Origin of the sequence: Nocardia sp. XZ_19_231 (assembly GCF_015355705.1) — a bacterium.
Taxonomy (GTDB): domain Bacteria; phylum Actinomycetota; class Actinomycetes; order Mycobacteriales; family Mycobacteriaceae; genus Nocardia; species Nocardia salmonicida.
In genome coordinates, this window is sequence record NZ_JACUZI010000002.1 from 988,932 (window position 1) to 1,010,065 (window position 21,134).

Annotated in this window: 6 protein-coding genes; all 6 read left to right on the plus strand. The window is 69.2% G+C overall.

Annotation, left to right across the window (positions count from 1 at the left end):
* Nucleotides 1–16: 16 nt before the first annotated feature.
* From IBJ82_RS11720 to IBJ82_RS34645, 6 genes are read left to right on the plus strand one after another with little or no spacing between them, the layout of a single operon-like run.
* Entirely contained in the window at nt 17–16,828 is a 16,812-nt protein-coding gene (locus IBJ82_RS11720; protein ID WP_194825901.1) for a T3SS effector HopA1 family protein, read from the plus strand.
* A 40-nt stretch (nt 16,829–16,868) separates the two neighbouring features.
* Nucleotides 16,869–17,150 (plus strand): hypothetical protein, encoded by a 282-nt coding sequence (locus IBJ82_RS11725; RefSeq protein WP_194825902.1) that lies wholly within the window; start codon nt 16,869–16,871, stop codon nt 17,148–17,150.
* A complete protein-coding gene (locus tag IBJ82_RS11730; protein WP_194825903.1) occupies nt 17,147–17,635 on the plus strand; it encodes a DUF6301 family protein in 489 nt (162 codons plus the stop codon). The genes IBJ82_RS11725 and IBJ82_RS11730 overlap by 4 nt, the downstream gene beginning before the upstream one ends.
* Nucleotides 17,632–19,134 carry a hypothetical protein gene (locus tag IBJ82_RS11735; RefSeq protein ID WP_370585273.1) on the plus strand — a complete coding sequence of 501 codons (1,503 nt, stop codon included), beginning with the start codon at nt 17,632–17,634 and terminating at the stop codon, nt 19,132–19,134. Before IBJ82_RS11730 ends, IBJ82_RS11735 begins: the two co-directional genes overlap by 4 nt.
* Nucleotides 19,127–20,278: a hypothetical protein gene (locus IBJ82_RS11740; RefSeq protein WP_194825904.1), complete on the plus strand. Its 1,152-nt coding sequence runs from the start codon at nt 19,127–19,129 to the stop codon at nt 20,276–20,278. Before IBJ82_RS11735 ends, IBJ82_RS11740 begins: the two co-directional genes overlap by 8 nt.
* On the plus strand, nt 20,275–21,042 hold the full coding sequence (locus IBJ82_RS34645) for a toxin-antitoxin system YwqK family antitoxin (protein WP_228536850.1): 768 nt from the start codon (nt 20,275–20,277) through the stop codon (nt 21,040–21,042). Before IBJ82_RS11740 ends, IBJ82_RS34645 begins: the two co-directional genes overlap by 4 nt.
* Nucleotides 21,043–21,134: the final 92 nt, after the last annotated feature.

Genomic DNA, 21,134 nt, shown 5'->3' on the forward strand with positions numbered 1-21,134 from the left:
CCTCGCGTAACCGCGGATGATCGAACTTCCTGGTGAGCTGGCCTGGCTCAAATATCCGGCCGGCATGGAATGGCCCGACGGGAACGAAGACGAGCTGTTCGGTCTCGCCGAGGACTGGCAGACGGCGGCGAATGAACTGAGCGCCATCCTCGACGACATCGACGCCGCGAAAGCCGCGTCGCTGACGGCCTACCCGTTCGGCAAGGGCGTCGAGGAGATGATCAAGGACTTCGACTCGATGCGGACCGGCGATCAGTCGCTGGAAAAGCTGGCCGAATACTTCGAAGGGGTCGGCAAGTCGGTCTTCGACACCGGCACCGAGGTCGAGTACACGAAGATCATGTTCTACTCGTCGCTGGCGTTGTTGGCGCTCGAGATCGCCCTGTGTTGGGTTCCGCCGACTCCCGCCTCGCCTGCCCTGCAGACCGCTGCCATCGTCTTGACCCGGGTGGCCGTCCGGATCATCGGGCAGGCAGCGACGCGAGCCCTTGTCCGCTTCGGCAGGCAGGCGTTCGTCAAGACCATGCTGAAGTTCCTCGCCAGGCACGTGGCCATCGACCTGACCCTCGGCACGATGCAGGAGCTCGGAACCCAGGCCTGGCAGGTGAGCCAGAACCACCGAGACGAGATCAACCATCGCCAGTTGCTGGTCACGATGGTGAGCTCGGCCGCGGGTGGCGCTTTCGCCGGGCCCGCAGGTGAGCTTCTCAGCAACCGCGTGCTCGGCCCACAGATGAACCGGTGGCTCAAGGCCGCGATCACGGGCCCCACCGCCGGCTTCGTCGGGGCCGAGGCGGGCAACTACGCGGCCATCGGCACTCAACTCGCCATCGACCTGCACGACGCGAAGAACCAGGAAGAACGCGACGCGGCCTGGGACCGGGCCAAGCATGCCGCCAACCCCAAGAACCACGATCCGCTGATGTTGACGGCGGGCATGTCCAACGGGCTGTTGTCCAGCCTGAGCGGGACCGGCGCGCACGCGTTCCGCACCCGTGGCGACGGCGCCCCCACACTGGGCATCGACACGATGAACGGGCCGAGCCTGAGTGATCAGATCGACGCCATCGTCGGCATCAGCCCGCCCGAAGGCCGCGGTGCGGGGGAGGGTGACGACAGCGGCCTCGGCGCAGGCGAGGGCTCGCGCGGCGACGGCGCTCGGCAAGGTGACCCGACGCGTGCCGGCGATGACCAGGTGGGGGTGGGTGAAGGTAGCCGCGCCGGCCTCGCGGAGGGCGAGGGCGAGAACACCGGCGCCGGGACGCACGGCGACGGGCCGCGGCCGAGTGGCGCGGCGGGATTGGGTTCGAGCGGCAACGACGGGTCTTCGACGCGTCCCGCCGCGAGCATGCCCGCGGGCGACCTCGACGCTGGAACAGGGGCTCGGCCCGCCGCCGCGGCGGGCGATGACGATGCTGCCGGGACCGGGGCGAGTCGAGGCGAGGACTTCGCCGCCACCCAGCGCACCGGCGAGGATTCCCGTGCTGATGGCGATCGCGCTGATGGCGGCGATCGCGGCAACGGTGTTCGTGCCGAAGGCGATCGTGCGGAAAACGGTGACCGACCAGCCGCCGAGCCGTCGGCGACCAATCGTGCGGGGAATGAACCGGATTCGCCGGTCACGCAGGCTGCGGACCTGGATGGCTCGCAGCAGGCTGGTACTCCGCTCGGTGATGAGGGTCTGTCGGGTGCGGACCTCGGTACGCGCGGCATCTCCGACCCCAGCGCGCCGGTCACCGCTGCGACCAACGGCGAGGCGGGGCACGTTCCGGTAGTAGCCGCCGCGCCGCTCGCGGCTGTGGGTAGCCCGGTGCCCACCGCAGTCGGCAACTCGGCGCCCGCGGTGGGTAGCCCGGCGGCCGCGGCGGTCGGCAACTCGACGCCCGCGGTGGGTAGCCCTGCGTCCGCCGTCGCCGGTAGTCCGGCACCCGCCGCCGCGGGCAATCCGGCGACCGCTACGCAGGCCGCAGCTGGTGGCGAAACACGCAGCACACCAACATCTTCGGCTCCAGCGCGTGGCCCCGCCGCCGACTCCGGCAGTCGCGCCGGACTCGCCGATACGGGGCGGATCGGTGCCGACAACCAGCCCACGGTGCGCGCCGATCATGCCGACAACGCGGCGACGAACTCGCGCGACGGTGTCGACACAGGACAAGCGCGGCAGGCCGCGACTGTCGATGACGCGGTGGCTCCGGTCGTGCCGCTGGTCCCCGGCGAGAACGCGCCGTCGAATCCCGTTCGTCGGCGCGCACGCGTTCCGATCGGTGATCCGGGTGTAGCGCCGACCGATGGCGCTCCCCACGGGGACCGTACCCCTACCAGCCCCGACCCGAACAACGGCGACGACAGCGAAAATGTCGGCAGCACAACCAATTACGCTCAATTCCTGCCCAATGGGCAGGGCGTGGTCCACACGCCGACCGCCACTTCCATCGGCAACGACGCCGCGACGCACAATGTCCGCGACAACCTGCTCAACGAGGGTATGCACGACGTCGTCGTGCACGGCAGTGCGGACGGCCACCCCATTCCGGGCAAGGCGGGACCGGTCGATCCGGCGCTGATCGCCCAGGCGATCCGCGACAACCCGCACTATGTTCCCCACACTCCGGTGCGGCTGCTCTCCTGCTACGGCGGCGCTGACGGCAGCTTCGCCCGGGAGCTTGCCGCCCTACTCGGCGCGACGGTGTACGCACCGACCGAAGAAGTCGGGGTCCGGCAGGAAAGCGACAATCCCGCCGAATTGATCGGCGGCAAATGGAAAGTATTCGAGGCGCCGAGGAGCGCCGAACCTGTTGTCGACGGCGCGCATCCGCTCGCGGACTCATCGCGGGCACCCGGAATTCTCGACGGTCTGGATCTGAACCAGATGGGCGAGGACGGGCGGTCACGTGCTGAGCTGGAGGCCGCACTCGGCGGCCCGCTGCGCGACTTCGCCGATCCCGGCGCCGGTCAGCCACGGCATCAGGGGATCGTCGACGAGCTGATGCGGATGGCCCGTGACGCCGATCCAGCCGATATCGCCCGCGGTGCCGGACCGCGCGCTTTCGTCGTCGACCAGTTCGCCAGCCCCGGCCAAGGGCTCAATGTCGGCGGCGCCCCGTACGCCATGGTTGTCGGTCTCGATCCGGCGACCGGGCAACACCGTGTGGAGGTGCTCGATCCCGATACCGGTGCGCGGCATCCCTATCCGCGGCCGACCCCGCCGGATCTACGTTCGGTGTCGGCGGTCCTGATGGATTCGCAGGGCAACGTCGTGCAGCCGCGCGGTGTCGACCCGCGCCTGCAATGGTCGGCGAACCGCGATGGCGTGGGACCGACGCCACGTGCCGACGGGGTAGCGGCCGTCCCGCCTTCCCCGGCGGAATCGCCTGGGCGGCAGCCTGATCCGCGTCAACCGGCTGAGCCGCGGTTCTACGATCCCGATGAGGCCTATGAGGCGGGCCGAAATCCTGACCTACCGCGGGATGCACCGTTCGGCCCGGCCGTCGACGGGAATCCGGCACACAACACCCCGGAAGTCAGCGGGCCGCCGCGGACGCTCGAGGAGTTGGGGCGCGATCGGCCGGATCTGTCGTTCGACGATCTGCTCGACCTGCGTGACGCGCTGTTCCTGCAGGCCGGAATCGAACCGCCGAGCCTGTCCCGCGAGAGCCTCGACAACTTCCTCGATGCTGTCTGGGCGAATCGGGACTCGATGCCCGGCGCCATGGATGTCTACAACCTGTACGCGCTGGCGCACGAACCGAATGTGGTCACCGACCCCGCCGCCTACCTGCGTGCCGTCACCGACATCCTGGTGAACAATCCCGATCTTCAGTACGCCATGATCCAGCGGCCGAGTGGGCGCGGCATGATCCTGCCGGAAACCGTCGGTGACGTCGGCCAGGACTTCCACTTCCTGCACTTCAACCGGCCCGGCGCCGACTTCGAGCCCGGGTACCGGGTGTACGTGAACCCCCGCATGGATGCCGCACCCGAGTTGATGCGCAACCTGGTGCGCGACATGCTCCTTTCTCCCGATGACTTTTCCGGGGTCAAGACCGCGAAGGTGGCAGGCCCCCTTGCGGCGCGACCCGACGCGATCGTGGTCTACGTGCGCGATATCGATGACGCGCACAGAGTGGCCGAGTGGTTGCGTGACTATCGCGATCAGGCCGGGGATGTCTTCCTCCGGGACGCGCCCCCGATGACGCGGCAGATGATGGAGGGTGTCGGCATCGGCGCGCACCCCAAGGGCAACAGTTTCGGATTCGTGCGCGCGGTCGCGATTCGGGCGGCGCTGGAGGCCACGCTCGCCAACGGCGGTGACTTCGCGGCATTCCACGCCGAAGTCTTGCGCAGGCTGCCCGCGGCCGGGGTGTCGCCGGACAACCCCCATCTGCGCCCGGAACCCGACACGGACCAGGGGCGACCTGGTTTCGACAGGATGGGTGAGGACGAACCAGGCGAGGACACACCCGCGCGCAGGGCCGACCGCGTGCGTGCCGAATTGGCCGACCTGCGTGCCGATCTCGCAGCCAACCGTGCGGAATTCCTGCACGGTATAGCCGATGCGATCGCCGAGTCCGACCCGATCGCCCGCGAGGGCGAGTCGGCCGATTCGGCCCGCGGACGCGCGCAACAAGCCGACTGGAACGCCCGCCAGCTCAGGGCAGACGCGGACCTGCTCTGGTCCGCTGTCGGCGACAGACCCCAAGCCCCTGCCCCGGACCCGCGCGTGGGCTGGATGATGGATGATGCTGCGTCGCAAGCAGATCCGTCGATGGCGGACCCCCGTCGCGCGTGGATGATGGATAACCCTGCGTCGCAGGCGGATCCATCGGGTGTGGATCCGCGTCGCGCGTGGATGATGGATAACCCTGCGTCGCAGGCGGATCCGTCGGGTGTGGATCCGCGTCGCGCGTGGATGATGGATATTTCCGCGTCACAGCAGGATTCGCCAGCGCCGGATCCGCGCATCGGTTGGATGATGGATCCACCTGCGTCGCAACCGGATCTGGCTGCCGCCGATGCGTGGGCCAAGGGTGAGTACGACCGGTTGATGGCCGAGCGCAATCAGTTGGCGCGGGAGATGGAGTTCTGGCGGGCAAAGCGTGATGACCGGGTGACTCGGTTGATGGGGATCGTCGATGCTGATCAGGCGGTCGGCACCAGGGCCGACCTCGCGCAGACGATGCGGCGTCTGACCGACGAGGCGGCATCGCAGTCCACCCGGGTCGCGCCGATCGGTGAGGAAGCTGGTGGACGGGTCAACGAGCGGCGCTCGCAGGTTGACCAGGCGCATCGGCTCGAGACCGCCGCCAAGCTCGACGATGCCGCACGTCGAGTCATCGAGCTGCGTGAAGATCTCGCTGCCGTCGATCGCCAGATCGCCGAACTCGAGGCCAGCGGCGCCATCGACGGCCGACCGCCGCGTGCCGAAGCCGCCGCCGAACTGGATCGGCTGGCACGGCAGCGGGCAGGCGAATTGCTGCGGATCAAGCCGCACCGTGCCATGCGCGACGATCTGGCGCAGCGCTTCGATCTGGTGGACGCCGATGGCGCGATCAACGAGGCCGCACTCACACCGGAGAACCTCGCCGCGACGATCGATCAGTTGCGCGACAACCACCCCAGCCGCACCGCCGAACTCGACGCGCTCGCCACCGCCGCCCGCGACGTGAACGAGGCGCACAACCGGATCGGCCGCCTCCAGGACGAGATGGCGCTGGTGGCCGGTGCCGCCCGCACCGACGTCGAGGGCGACGGCGGCCGGATGCACACCAGAGACGTCGGGCTCGTCGACGGCGAACCGCCGCGGATCATCGTCTACGGACCGCGTGAGCCATTGGGATACCTGCCACGCGACGGCGGGCTCACCGACCACGAGATCGCCCTGCGGCACGCGCTGAGCACCTCCGATGCGGTGGTCAGGGCTTTCACGCGTGATCACGCCACGGTGGAGTTCCGCCGGATCACCGCAGATCGCGAGGGCAACTTCCGCGTCGATCCCATGCCCGGCGCCGCCCCGCAGGTGCGGCGGACCACGATCGACTACACGATCCGCGACAGTGCGGGTGGGCGCACGCATCTGGATATCGCGCGGTGGCGTTCGTCGGACGGGACCTGGCACGACGTCAATCCGGAAGGCACACGGTGGGAGAACCGGCGTGGCTCCGACGAACGGCCCGACCAGTTCGAAGGCAGGCCGCTGCCCGAAGGCGTGAGCAGTGTCGGTGTCAGTCCGACCCAGGCGGCCATCGTGGACGCGATCAGCGGTTCGAACGGCCCCGGCGTCAATGAGGGTTTCCTGCCGAGACTTCCGGGCGGTCCGCCCTTGGACCCAGGCCTCGAGACCCATGCGGATCCGGTGCCCGAAGCCGCGTCCAGTCTGATGCGAGTCACGGTCGAGCTGGTGAAGATGTCGGGCTGGTCGTGGTTCCAGGACGCCGACAATCCCGGTCGAATCAAGCCGGGTTTCAAGCCGAAGCGCCTCATCCGTCAGCTCGCCTCGGACCAGCAGCCGTTCGTCAACCGACCCGACCGCGCCGACGTGGTCGACAATCCGGATGAACCGCCGCAGCTGCGGGATCGGCGCGACGAACGGCGGGCCGCGTGGGCCGAGGTACAGCGCTGGGCAGATCAGCAATACGACCAGTTCCTGCGCTCGGACAGCGATGTGGGTCCGATCGCGGACGCCGTGCGGAATCAGCGGGCGGCCGATCAGCGGACACAGGCTCGGCAGATGGTCGACGCGATCAAGAACGCGCTCGACGACGCCTCCGCACGTTTGCCTGGCGATGCCGATACCAGAAGGCAGGCCTTGCTCGACCAGGTCAGGGCCCGGCTCGCCGACCCCGACCTCCGGTTCAGTCGCAAGGATGCGGAGGCCGAGACCCGTCGCGAAGCATTGCGGCAGGTGTTCGACTGGCTCGAGGAGGGCGTACACCCCCACGTCATCGCCGACACGATCGCGCACCAGTTGCCGAGCCGTATTCCGGAACTCACCCCGGACGACGTGCGCCAGATCAAACAGCTGCTCATGCAGGACGAGATCCTGATGACCGACCCGGATTCCGGTCAGGTGCGCTGGCGTCCGCTCGACCGGCTCGCCCATGTCGCCGAGGCATGGGGTCGACTGAGCAGGGGCGAGCCGGAGCCGGGCGACCTGCTGTTGATCCGGGACGCATGGGAGTGGTCGGAGCAGCGGCGTCGCAGCTACGCCGACGACGACTACAACATCACCTGGGAAGAGATCCAGGACCGGGTCTCGCTCCTGCCCGGACAGCACTGGGACGGCCACCGCACGCCCCTCACCGACGACCGCGCGAACATCCCGTTCGAACCGCCTGCGCGGAGCACACCGGGCGACCCCACCCCGAGGCAGGAGGGAACACGACCCGAAATCCCCCCGACGGACCCGGACACCACGCCGCCGCGCCCACCGCTCGACCGAATGGGCGATGACAACCAAGACAGTCTTCGGAGCGAGGACAACTCTGACGGTCTTCGGGGCGAGGACAACCCCAACGCTCGCACCGACACCTACCGTGATCCGGACGGCACCTGGCATCACAACGATGACGCGCCGAATACCTACCGCGACGCGAACTTCAGCTACCGAGACGCGAACCACCAGTTCCTCAGCGATCACCTCACCGCGCTGGATTACGAGTACTTGGCGCAGAAGGGCGATTCGCGCACCTACGTGGTCAGCGATCCCGACCTCGCCCAACGGTTGCGTGACCTGTCCGCCGAGCGGATAGATCTGCAGGTCGAGCGGGATGCGATCCGTGGCACCGTCGATCGACTCAGGTCCGAGTTCGGGATCGGTCGAATCGCCGACCTGTCGACCGAACGACTCGGCCCCGAGATGCAGCGGCAGCAGGCCCGGCTCTCCGCGGATCCGTCGCTCACCGAGGCTCAGCTGGTGGACAAGCTCACCGAGCTCGCCGATCTGGAAGACGCGGCAACCAAGTACAACGACCTCGGCCCGGAGATGGTCGAGGTTTCCAAGGCACTCGGCGAGGTAGCAGGCCGCGCGTTCGCCCTCGACCCGCAGCTCAGGCCGGGCGCGATCCTGTTGTCCCCGTTCGACGGTTCCTTCGACGGCGCCAATACCGTCGATATCGCGTCGATGACGCGGGCCGTCGACGGTGCGCCGACGACCCTGATCGTCGTGGAGGCCAAGGGCGTCGGCGCAGTGCTCGGTGGTTCGAAAACCGCTCAGGCCCAGCAGGGTTCGCCGGAATATCTACGGCGCACCCTTGCCATCGACCGGAACCTGGCCCGGATCCTCAACGAGACCCCGGCCCAGATGGCGGCGCGCGGTCTCGAGCCGGACAGCGAAGCGGGCCGGACGCTGATCGACGCGGTGAGCGAACTGCGCGCGGCCGCCGAGGGCGGCACACTGCGGGTCGAGTACCACCTGGTGCACACCTCCGCGCGCGGCGAGGTCACGGTGACCGAGCTACTGCTGGTGCGCGACGGCGTGAATGTTCTCGCCGATGTCCCGTTGCCGATCGCCGCGCTGGACACGATGGGGGAGTCTCTGCCCGACGGCCCCGGTTACTTGCGCGACCCTGATCCCGAGGTGCCGCTGCCGCGCGATGGGCAACCGTACGGCTGGCTGCTTCGCCCACCCGACCCCGCACTGGCCGAGGTGCGAGACCTGTTGGCGCGCACTGATATCGGTGGCGAAGCGTTGGCCACCCTCGATGCCGTCGACGCGGGCCTGCGGCTCGGCACGCTCGACGATGGTGTGCCGGACTCGTTCAACGGTCGCACGATGGATGTGGTCGTCGGTGCGGAAGGCCGCGATCGCCTCGGACAGGCCGACGCGCTGGTGCGCGCCGCCGGTCTCGCCGATGCGGTGGTCGGTGGCCGGGTCGAGGTGACGCCGGCACAGATCAGGGCACTCGATCGGGGCGACCACATCGCCGCTCGCGTCCGTGCCGAGGCCGAAGCCTTCGGCAGGCAGGCCGAATTCCATCGCGAAATAAACGACGCGGGCCACGATCCGTTCAGCGGCACGGCCCGTGATCTGGTGGACGTCGCGGCACGCAGAACGCTGGACGAGGCTTACCTCGCGGCCTACGACGCAGCTTCAGCCGCTGCAACACAACAGGATTCGACCCTTGGCCCCGAGCGATCGCGGCAGATCGGCCGGGAAGCGGGTGTCGCCCGGTTGCTCGACCACCCACTCTTCGACAACCCGGACGGGTTCAGCCGACGCGCCGAAGCCGGCGCCGAATGGGATCGGCATCAAAGCCCCTCCCCGAGTGGCGGACTCGACGAGTACGCGCCGTCCAGTCGCGACGCGGCGCGAGAACTCGAACGTCTGATTCGCGCACAGTCGGCGGCCTCGCGCACCCTCGTGCGGATCGAAGCCGACTGGGACCTGGTCGCCGACCGTCTGGTGCGTGGCTTCAACCTGCCCGTGGACGAACTGCCGGGAACCCGCCGCGCGATCACCGACCTGTTGGTGCTGCGGGCGATGGACATCGACATCTGGCACGGCATGGACAACGCACTGCTGCTCAATGATCTTGTCGCGCAACACACCAGAGCCACGGTGGAGCACGCGCGCGTCATCGACGAGATCACCGACACCGTCCGAGCCGACCTCGTGCGGCAGGGGATGCCGCCCGACGATGCGGCTTCGTCAGGCGATGCCCGGCCCGCGTGGTTGTCCGACCCCGGACTCACCCGTGAGTCGCTCACCCAGGCGAATGCCGACCATGCGGCTCTGGTCGACCACGTGAACCGAATCCACCGCGAGTCGGCCATGCTGCTCGACAGCTGGCGGCGGGGTACCTCGCTCGACCGCATGGGCAAGTGGGCACTGCAGCAGCTCGCGGATCGCGGGGTGGCGGTTCGCTTCAGCATCGAGCCCGAATATCGGGCACAACCGGATGCCGACGGAATCGACCGCGGTGCGGCCCCCGGCTACGACCCGGTCACCAACACCCTGGTGCTCGATCGCGATGCCTCGCGTGAGCAGCAGGCCAAGGACATGATGTTCGCCGCGCGTATGGCGAACCAGCTGGACGATGTGGCCGACGGATTGCCCGAGCGGCTCAGTCTCTACCGGGACGAATACGCCGACCGGATGACAGATCGGGTGGCCGATGCGCTGGCGCTCTCGTTGGGGTACGACGCCGATCGAAGCAGGCTCATCCACACCGTCGATGACACCCCACTGCGGCGCGCCTACGACGTCGCTGTCGCGGACGCGTTGCGGACGGCGAGGAAGGCCTACGAGAAGCTCGGAACGGTCACCGATGACGGCCTGTTCCATGCTGCCGCGCATCGGGCAGGGGTCAGGGCCGTGCGCGCTGCCCTCGAAGCGGACGGACCGCGCATCGACGGACGCCACTACCACGACCACTTCGGTGCGGCCTGGGATCGGTCCCGCGGCATCAACCCGCCCGCACCGCGCGACGGTGCGCCCCGGCCCGACCGCCCCACGCGGCCGCCGGAGTCGCGGGCCAAGCGGGACGCGTACGCGCCGTATCTCGCGCTGGAGATCGAATCCCTGCGCACTGCCCGCGATCTCGGCCACTATGTGCCGATCGGCCCGGCCGAACGGGCCTACACCGACACGTACACGAAGGCCGAGGCCGAAGCCGAGCGCGCGTATCGGCGCAATGCCGACGCACCGCCGCCAGACCGCGTCGCCGCCGAGGCGGGGCGAGAAGCGCTGCGCCGGTACGTGAATCGGGTAGGTCTCGAGCACGCCGAGATCGTGCTCGATGTGTCACGTGCGGGGGATGACCGCGCGAATCCGCACTGGGGCCGTCCTGTCGCCGAGGATCGGGCGGACGCCGCCGTCGTACGCAACGACGACGCCGTGACCAGTGACTTCGCCCAGCGGGCACTGGCCAAGGACCTCGAATTCGATCCCAACGGCGAGTCCCTCACGCCGAATATCGCCGCCTTCCGGCGGCCCGGCATCCTGAACTGGCCCAGACTGCACGTTGTCGCCGAGCCGGGTGGGCATTTCGCCGCTCTGCACGAGCTCGCCGCGCGCAACCCCGAATACTCCGATGTGGCGTGGAATATCCTCACCCACGACGTCGTCTTCTGGGTCCCGGAGAGCGGTCCGGGCGGGGAACCGGTCCTTCGCTTCGTTTCCGAGGACGAAGCGCTCGGCGCGATGCGTCGTCCGGTCGGGGACGAAAGCCTCGCGCAACTGCTCGACCACTATCTGAAATACCGCACTGATGGCCTGACCGATCTCGGCTTCGATGCCTGGTTCCGGCAACTCGGGCCGGACCGCTTCGCCAGTCCCGAACAGCTGGAGAGCCAACGCAAAGCGGAGCCGAAGAAGTCCCGGGATTCCGTCGTCGCCTTCAACGGCGATCTGTACTTCGACGGGATCAGGGCGGCAACGACGCCTGGCGCCGTGGCGCCGGCCGCACCGCATCCGTCGGAGGTGCTGCACCGACTCGCCACCCGTCGAATTCCGCTGCTGCCGAGGGCAGCTGAGTACCCACCGCATTTTCGGCACCAGCAGTTCACGGTCGGCCCGGTCCGGGTCGATGCCTATTTCGAGCCGGATGGGAACGGAGCGTGGCGCGTGCCGCGACCGCGTGGGGACGCCTCCGCCGCGGACGTACTCGCGAGCCGGTTCCATGGACTGACCGATGCTGATCCTGTCCGACTGGGCAACCGCATCGCTCGGATGCTCGAAGACGGCGCCGCCGACCTGACCGATCGCAGCAAACCCCGCGGACGATTCGGACGGTTCATCGACCGAATGGGGTCCAACGAGTTCGCGGCAGAGCCAGGCGCTCACATCGAGCCGTTGCGTCCGCCGGACGACGACACCGATTCCTTCGATGCCGAAAATGATCGGCTGACGAAATACGCCGAGAACCCCGAGCTGCATTCCGGTGATCTCCTTCCGATCGCGGATGACGTGGACGTGCCGTTCGACCGCATGGGTGAGGACCGGTCCGGCACGCCCATCGAGCCGACCGGCGTCGGTCACCCGCCGCGGGTGGTCCTCGATGTCGACGGCGAACAGGTGCCGTTGCACGTGCGTCCCGACGGCGATGATCGATGGCAGGTCGTCGGGGAGAACGCGCCTCTGGCAGACGCGACCCCGGCCTCGCGGCTGCGCCGGGAATGGCAGTTCATTCGAGAATCCCTGCCACAGCACGTGGAGCAGATCAAGTACCCGTCCGGCTCGCCCGTCGGCGACAGCAAGGGTCAGGCCGCCATCGCCGATGGCATCGGCGGGCTCGCCGATCTCGTCCAATCGGGCGGCGCCGCACCCGCACCGGTGAACCCGCCGCCCACGTCGTCACCGGATATTCCGGTGATCCAGCCGTCGCCCGATGCCGGTGGGCCTGATCCGACCTTCCTTCGAATCGCGCAGCAGTTGCCGATCTGGATAGCCAATCGCGAGAAGATCCCGCTCCTCGGCCAACTCTCGGCCCGAATGCGCGATTCGGCAGGCGAGCACCTGCCGATGAACCTGCCGGACGGCTCGGTGTACCAGCCCTGGTACACCGACGTCGACCCCGACGCTGTTCGCTCCCAGGTCGTCGCCGACCTCACGGTCCACCGCACCACGCCCGACGAAGCACGCGAAGGCCTGCTGCTCGCGTTCACCAATGCTGATGCCGGAGCACGGAATCGGATCATCGACGCACTGCTCGAGCATGATCTGATCTCGCCCGAGGCCGCGGACCTGCTCGCGGACGAGCCGCCTGCGGCGCCGCAGGCGCCCGAACCCGTCGGCCCCGCGCGCGAGGGTGAGACGCTGACCGAGGCCGCGCGACGGCTACTCGATCTGGAGCTGTCCGACGAATCCGAGCAGACCCTGCGTCGCGTCATCGACGAGCAGCAGTACCGCGCGATGCGGATGGTCGGCTCGATCGAAGGGCTGGCCGCCGCGGTGCAGCGGTTCATCGAGGAGCAGACCCTGCCCTTCGGTGGACCTGATCTCGTCGACGGCGAACGACCGGATTCGACAGGACTGCCCGGGCGGCGCGAACCGGCGGCCATCGACGAATCCCGCGACACCGACCCCTATTCGGACGAGGACGACGAGTTCGACGAGTCACCGCGGCCACGGCGTCCGAGCCGATACGACGATCCCGATCCGGCCGGTCGGCCGGTGCCGATCGGCGGTTCGGTCAGCTTCATCGACCAGAACCCGCTCGGACGGCTCCGCGACGAGTTCCTCAGGGCATTCGGCCACGATCCGGGTCTGCTCAACACCACCCCGATCGGCAACGGCGCCGAGCCGCTGCCGGAGTGGGGCGACGCGGATGAGCTCGGTCGGGACGAGGGTCTGCGCAAGTTCTTCGAGCACGCGCTGCGACGCGATCAGCTCCGTGACGAGCTGGCCACCTGGGCGGCCAGCCGCGATGTCGGTATCGACGAAGTGGCGACCAGGGCCGCCGCCGACGCCCTGCTCGACCGCTTGCGGACCGAGAGTATCGCCAGGTCGGCCAGGGTCGCGGAGTTCGCGGCCGCGGCCGAGCGCTCGCTCTTCCCCGACGGCGACGAGAGTGTGGCGCCCGTCGGCGCCCGGCTCGGCGATCAGGCGGTGCGGGTGCCGTTCGCGAACGGGCCGGACCGGTTGGTCATCGTCGACGGTCTCGCCGATCGCGACCACGTGCTCGCCGGCCTGCTCGCGGCCGACCCCGATCTCGCCACCCAACTCAACCGGGGTGAACTGGTCGTGGATTACCGGGTGGCGCACACAGATTGGTCGGGCAACGTTCGACTCGAAGCTGTCGCCACACCCGACGTCAGGTATCTGCAGGAGGTTGTCGACGGTCGGGAACTGGCCGTGACCTTGCTGCGCGACGGCGACGGCCCGTGGCGTCCGGTGCTCAACGCCGACGAGCTCGCCCCGTCCACCGACCGCGACGCGCCCGGGCCCCGCCCGCCCACCGCTGTGCTGGCCGACCTGGTGCAAGTGGTCCGCGATCTCGGCTTGAACCCGCTCGCACTCGACCGGTCCGAGCTCGAAGCGCTGGTGCCGGACTTGCGGCTCGACAATGCCGTGCGGGCCACCCAGATCGAGGCGCTGAGCGATTTCACCCGCTCCGCCAACGACATTCAGACTTTCCACGAGGTCAGCGACGCGCGCAGTCACCTCGCGACGCGCCTCGGTCTCACCCAGGCAGAGCTCACCCCGGAAACGCTGGCGAACGCCCTCGCCGACGACACGACCGCGAGAGCGCTTCGTCTGCAACAGGTCAGCGACCTGGTCGCCTACGCCGCGCAATTGCGTGCGGTCGACCCGACGGCCGTAGATGCCGCACGCGACCGGCTGGCCCTGCGGCTCGTCTCCGAGGACCGCGCGCGCAGGTTGGTGCCGAAGCGGTTCGTCGCCCGGGTGGACATGGATCCCCGGATCATGGCGCTGCTGCCGCCGGGCTACGTCGACGGCCCGAACGGCAAGCGCGTCTACGCGGTGAACGAGAGGGGGTTGTCGGCCAAGAAGCTGCGCAAGCTGATCCGGATGCTCGAACGCGACGGGCAACACGACCTCCTGCGCGACGCGCTCACCGAATACGCGAGCGCGTTGCAGGGAGTCGACGCGTATACCGAGGTGCCGCGCGGCGACGGGTCCGCGGACCCGCGCGTCGTGGACGGCAGGCTGCCGATGCACGATCCGGAGGCCGTCTACAGCGTGCGTGATGTGGTCGCCGACGCGATGCGCGGTCGCGGCGAGACGGATTTCGCCACCGCGGTGGCCGAGGCCGCGGCCAGATCCGACAGTGGGCCACTGCCGACGACCGATCCGGCGCACCGTCCGACCGCGAACCGCGATTGGGCAAGGATCGTCGGTGTCGACATCACCGACGCCGACGACGCCACCTTCCGCAAGGTGTACGAGGCCTACCGTGACGGCCGGATCGAGCGTCACGAGGGTCTGAGCCCGGCGGAGCTGGTCGCCGAACTGGCCGCGCTGCGCGGCGAGATCCGGGTACGCGCCGATCAGATCGACACGCTGGCCCGTCTACTCGCCGAGCTCGACCTGGCCGTGCGCGCCGAGCCCCTGCCCGGGGCCGATCCCGGCGAACTGCCCGCTGATCCGCCGCATGCCGATCCCGACAACTCACCATCCGGCCGCAAGCCCAGCGAACCCGCACCGAACCCCTTGGCACAGATCGACGCAGCCCTCCAGCGCGAGACGGCGGCGCTCGACGAGGCGTTCACCCGCGCCGACGACGACTCGGTCGCCGAACACGACCGGGCCGGCGACGAGCTGGAGCAGATCGACGGGGACATCGAGGCGCACGCGGACTACGTGCGCGCAGTGAACGACCTCGAACAAGCGCGGGAAGAAGCGCTCGCCGCCTTCGACAACGCCGACGATCCCCGCCCGGGCACAACCCACAAGCAGCCCGCGCCCGGCGAAGCGGGTCCTGTTCAGCCGGCCACGCCTGCTTCGCCTGCTGAAGCGGGTCCTGTTCAGCCGACCGCGCCTGCTTCGCCTGCTGAAGCGGGTCCTGTTCAGCCGGCCACACCCAGGTCGACCGGCGACGGCGGAACCCGCGTACCGCCGAACGGCGACACCAGCGAGGGTGGTCCCCACACCCCACGGTCGTCGACCCCGACCTTCCGATCGCACATCCCGCACCCCCCGAAGGAATTCGACCCAGATCTGCCGGATCCGATGCACATCGACCCGATCCGCTGGCCAGACCTGGACCTGACCCCCACCGACCCCGACCACCCCGAGCCACCCGAGCCCCCGACCGTCCCCACGCCTCCCGTTCCGCCGTGTCCGCCGACGCCCACGCCGACGCCTTCGCCGACGCCTTCGCCGACGCCTTCGCCGACGCCTTCGCCGACGCCTCCGCCGACGCCTCCGCCGACGCCTCCGCCGACGCCGACGCCTCCGCCGACGCCCACGCCGACGCCTCCAACGCCGCCCACCCCGACGCCGCCCACGCCCACGCCGACGCCGCCCACGCCGCCGCCGCCCACGCCGACGCCGCCCACGCCGCCCACGCCCACGCCGACGCCGCCCACGCCGCCGACGCCCACGCCCACGCCGACGCCGCCGACGCCGCCGACTCAGGTTCCTCCGAGCCCGACGCCGCCGTGGCCGACGCCGCCAGCACCCCCGACATCGCCGAACCCGATTCCGCCGTGGCCGACACCTACGCAGCCTTGGCCCACACCGCCGACACCCACCCCGCCCCCGCCATCGGCCCCGGCCATTCCGCCATCACCGCCGTGGTTGCCGACACCACCGGTGTCGACCCCCGACCTGCCGACACCACCGATGGGAATACCCGTGGTCCCGCCCGGAACCGGGTCCTATCCCGGTGCGTCACCGACGTATCCGTCGGACTCGGGCACGCCGATGCCGTTCTCACCGATGCCACCGATGCCGCCGATGCCACCGGGTGGACGGGGTCGATACGACCCGCGACGTCAGGAGTTCGGCGGTGGGAACAGTGCGCCCCCGGTGTCGAACGAGAAGATCATCGTGCACCCGTTCGTCGGCTACGGTGTGCGCGCGGAGTTCCGCCCCACGACCGGCGCATTGCAGGCAGCCGCACCGGGTGCCGACGGGCTCGGCGGTGTCTACGGTGAAGTGGACGGTGTTCAGGTGATTTTCTACCGGGACGGCGCCCGGCTCACGCTGCGGGTCGGCGATCGTAAGATCGACCTCGATGGCTCGGTCGGCGTCGAGTGCGGCCCTGTCGATCGCACGCACACGCGGTTCGCGGTCGTCGACGGGAGCACCGTGATCTGCCAGCTGTTCTATAGATCGCTACCGCGCGAGATGGATCTGGGCGCGCACATCGCGCAGGTGCTGGCCGACCCGGCCCGCCGAGCCGAAATCTTCACTTCCCGATGACCACGACAGGCTCGACCGATACGACCAGGAGGAGGCAAGCATGCGCACCGACTATCCGACCGAGGACGAGATGCGGGCCAATTTCGAGGAGATGCTCGCCTCGGTGAGCGGTGGCGGAGGCCTGCGCACCGAAACCGGCCTGGACAACGAGACCGAGAACGTGCTCTGGGCGATCTCACGTGTCCGCCCCGAGGCGCCCGAGGAACTGGTGACTGCGGCACGCGTCGAGTTCGCCGCCCAACTCGACGGTTCACACAAGCGGGCGCGGAGAGCCGCGCTGACGCGCAGGCTCGACGGGCTCGATCGTGAGGCGAAGGGGTGACCGAATGGCGCGCGCCCTCGGCCACTGAGCTGGCCGACCTCGCTACTCGGCTGCGCGACCTCGACTGGTCGTGGGAGCTGTCCGATGTGCCGGAACTGGTGGCCGAGTTCGGATGGCGTGCGGTGGTGAGCCGACCGAACTGGGTCATGCTCGACACCGGCTTGGGGGTGAGCAGCGGGAAGGTGCACGGCGAGGACGGCAGGGCCGTGCGCATCGAGACCCGGCTGACCGATTTCGTCGACGAAGACGCGGCGGGCACGGCCCGCCTACGCACGGTGTTCGCCGATACGGCCGGTGTGCTGACCGAGGTGCTCGGCGAACCGACCTCGCGAATTCCTGGCCAGTGGCCGCAGATTCGCTGGGCGGGCCCGGCACAGACCGTTGTCTTGGCGCAGTCGCCGGTCTCGCTTGTGCTGTATCTGGTGACCAACGCCAGGCTGGCCGCCGACGATCGCAATATCGAGGCCGAGAAGCGCAGCCGGTGACCCGCCCGTCCGACGAGACCGAGGCAGCGGTCGCGCAGCAGCCCGCTACTGCTGAGACGACCGAATCCGGTTCGCCACCAAGTGAATCCGCCGATGTCGACGTCACCTTCACCGCCGATATCGGCGAACGAGCCCGTGACCTGATGCACCGCGCCGCCCGCGCGCTGGCGAGTCAGGGGCCGCCCGGCTGGCGCAGGGTCGACGCGGTCTTCGCGCTGACCGTGACCGCCGAGATCGTGCTCGCGGTGTATTCCGACGACGAGCAGCGGGTGACCAGACTCCGCCCATCCGCCGAGGTGCTCGCCCTGATCAGGACGCATCGGGAGTACTCGGCCGAGCTCGGCGACGGGCCGTGGTGGCGATTGACGCTCGGGCTGACCCCCGCTGGTCAAATCGAGGTCGACTACGACTACGGCGACGAACCGTTCCCGGTCGACCACCTGTTCCCGCCGACCGCGTACCAGGCGGACCTGGAAATATTTCCCCGCGCCCGCTTACCCTTCTGGCTGGCGGCCTACCTCAACCACGACGATCGTCAGCTGCGATCGGCGGCGGCCGCGGCGGTCCAGGCTCGCGCCGACCGTACGGCGGGGACCGCCCCGGTGCCTGCCGACGGGTTCCCGCCGTTGCCGTTGCTCGTGGCGAGGTGGGCGGTACTGGCGGGCGTCGCGGTCGCGGTCGGATCGACCTGGGGGCCGCGGTTCCTACCCTCGGTCGGCCGCTTCGACACCAGCGACCGCCACGGCAGCTCGCTCTGTCGACTCGCCGACGATCGAGCCGTGCTCTCCGGTGGCGTCTGGAACTCGCCCGCGCTGGACACGGCCTATAACGACAACGCACCGCTGCCCCAGCTGTACACGGGTGCCCCCGCCTGGGTGGCTACTCCGACACTCGATCGCCGCGCGGCGGGTGGTCTGCTCTCCTTCTGCTACTGGTGGGTGGACGGGTGCTGGTATCAGGGCGAGTCGCCCGCGGCCGATGCGGTCGCCGTCGCACTGCCGAACGTGTGGTCGGCGGCAGCCACCGCGGACGCGGTCGCCCTCCTGATCGAGGAAGATCCGACCGAACCACGCCACACCGCCGCCGCGACCCTCGTCGCCGCGGCCGAGGCCGGTGTCGTCACCCGCGGCACACTCGTCGAACTCTTCGGCGACGAAGGCTTTTTCGATATCGACGGTGCCCTGTTCCAGCTCGTCCTCGGCGGGGTGACGAGCGAAGCGCCGGCACCGATGCCGCGCGCGGAGGCGATCGACCGGGTACGCGAACAGCTGATCGACTCGGCCGTCGACACCACCGCTTACCCGCCCGCGCTGCTGCGGGCGGACCGGTTGTCGGTGGGCTGGATGGTGTATCTGCCGGTCGAACCAGGCGAGATCGCGATCGGCCGGGCGATCTACTACATCGCCGATGACGGTGTGCTGGAACGGTCTTCGTCATCGGTGGCGCCCTCGATATACATCGACGCTTTCGAGCGCCGGTTCCAGGAGCGGCATGGCTGAGCAGACCGCCGATCCACCGGTCGAGGACGCGGCGACGCAGATGTCGGCGCTGAGTTACCGGATCGGTTTCGAACTCGCCGAACTCGGGCCGCCGGGGTGGTTTCGGCTCACCGCGTCGTTCGCGATGACGGTGACCGCGGAGTCGGCGGTCGTGGTGTTCGCCGATGAGCGGGGCACCTCGATCCGGGTGTTCCCCGCCGAGGACGTGCTCGCCCTGGTGCGGGAACACCGCAGGCTGTCGGCACAGCGCGACGACGAGCCGTGGTGGCGGTATCTGCTCGAGCTCACCAGCGACGGCCGGATGGAGGTCGACTACGACTACGGCGCCGACCCGTTTCCCGACGGCCAGCTCTTCGCCGCCCCCGCCTATCGCAGCGACCTGGAGATCTATCCGCGTCCGACGCTACCGGTGTGGTTGGCCGCCTATCTCGGCCACGGCGGGCGCCAGGTGCGCTCGCCGCGCGACGCCGCGGAACAGGCACGTCGCGACAGCGTTGTGGGTAACAAGGCGATCCGCTCGGTCCCGGACCAGGACTTCCCAGCGTTCCCGCTGATCGCCCGCCGCTGGGCCGTGCTCGCCGCGGCCTTCGTCGCGGTGGGATCACCGGTCGGCCCCCGGATTTCACCGGGCGTCTGTCAGTTCGATGGTGCCCAGCGCAGCGGCGCGACTCTGTGCGCGCTGCCGGGTGGACGCGCGGTGCTCTCGGGCGGGGTGTGGAACGCGCGACGTTTGCGCGATTCCTACCAGGACGGCGCACCGCTGCCCGACCTCTACGCGGGTGCGCCGGCCTGGGTCGCCGAGCCGGTGCTCAACGGCCGCGCGGCCGACGGCTTGCTGTCGTTCTGCTATTGGTGGGACGACGGTGCGTGGCATCGCGGTGACTCGCCCGTCTCGGATGAACTGGCCCCCGCCGTCCCCGCCATCTGGACCGCGCAGACCGTCATCGATGTCGTCGCCGATGTTGTCGGTGCGACCGGCGACCGGCTCCACGCGGTGGCCCAGTTGGTCGCCGCGGCGGAGAAGGGCGAGGCCACCCGGACCACGCTGACCGAATTGTTCGGCGAAGACGCGGGATTCGACATCGACAGCGCGTTGTTCGAACTCACGATGGCAGGCGCGACGGGAAAGGACACGAGCAGATGACCGACGGTCCCGCACTCGATATCAACGATCCGGAGTTCGCACTGAGCTCCGGTGACGAGCCGACCCGCTACCGGGGCGAGCCGTACACCGGGCAGGCGATCGAACGCCATCCCAACGGCACGATCGCCGGCCGGTGGAACTTCGTCGACGGTGCCGACGAAGGGCTGAGTCAGGCTTGGTACGAGGACGGTGCACTCGCGTCGGCGGGCACGACGCAGCGCGGCATGGCAGTCGGTGAATGGCGGGAGTGGCGTCGCGACGGGACCCTGGCCACGCTCGACGTGTATGCCCGCCCCGGCTCGCTGCGCCTGCGCAAACGCTGGGACGAACACGGCAGGCTGATCGAACATCGGCTGGAAGCGGGCGCTCCCGGTGAGGTTTTCGAGCTGAAGCCGCTTGGCATGTATCGCGAGATGTACGACGGCAGAAGGGACGAGTTGCCCTCCATCCTGGAGGCGCTGATGTCGGAGCGCGCCGACGAACATGGGCGAGTTCTCGACTATCTGCGCACGGCACCCGGCATCTTCGATGTGATGTCGGCGGTACCGAACCTGCTGGCGGGCGAGGGTTGGATCCCCGGCGGCCCCTCCCTGCACTCGGACGGAGTCTGGATCTGGCGCACCGACTTCATCGAGTACTACGCCGAACACGCGCTGGCCCTGCCCGCGGAGTTCCTCGACTACGTCCGCGAGAACAGTTATCTCCCAGCATCTTTCGATCGCAGTGACCAGAACTTCCACACGGCGACCGATCGCCACCGCTGACACACCCGCTGCGACCGATTGTCGATGCATTGGCACCGGCGAGATCCGCTCTGTACATGCGGGATTCACATCTGCGACATTAGAATCGTTGC

What these genes read in the sequence shown, in the direction of transcription:
- IBJ82_RS11720 (WP_194825901.1), top strand. Translation starts at nt 17, where the DNA reads ATGATCGAACTTCCTGGTGAGCTGGCCTGGCTCAAATATCCGGCCGGC.
- IBJ82_RS11725 (WP_194825902.1), top strand. Translation starts at nt 16,869, where the DNA reads ATGCGCACCGACTATCCGACCGAGGACGAGATGCGGGCCAATTTCGAG.
- IBJ82_RS11740 (WP_194825904.1), top strand. Translation starts at nt 19,127, where the DNA reads ATGGCTGAGCAGACCGCCGATCCACCGGTCGAGGACGCGGCGACGCAG.
- IBJ82_RS34645 (WP_228536850.1), top strand. Translation starts at nt 20,275, where the DNA reads ATGACCGACGGTCCCGCACTCGATATCAACGATCCGGAGTTCGCACTG.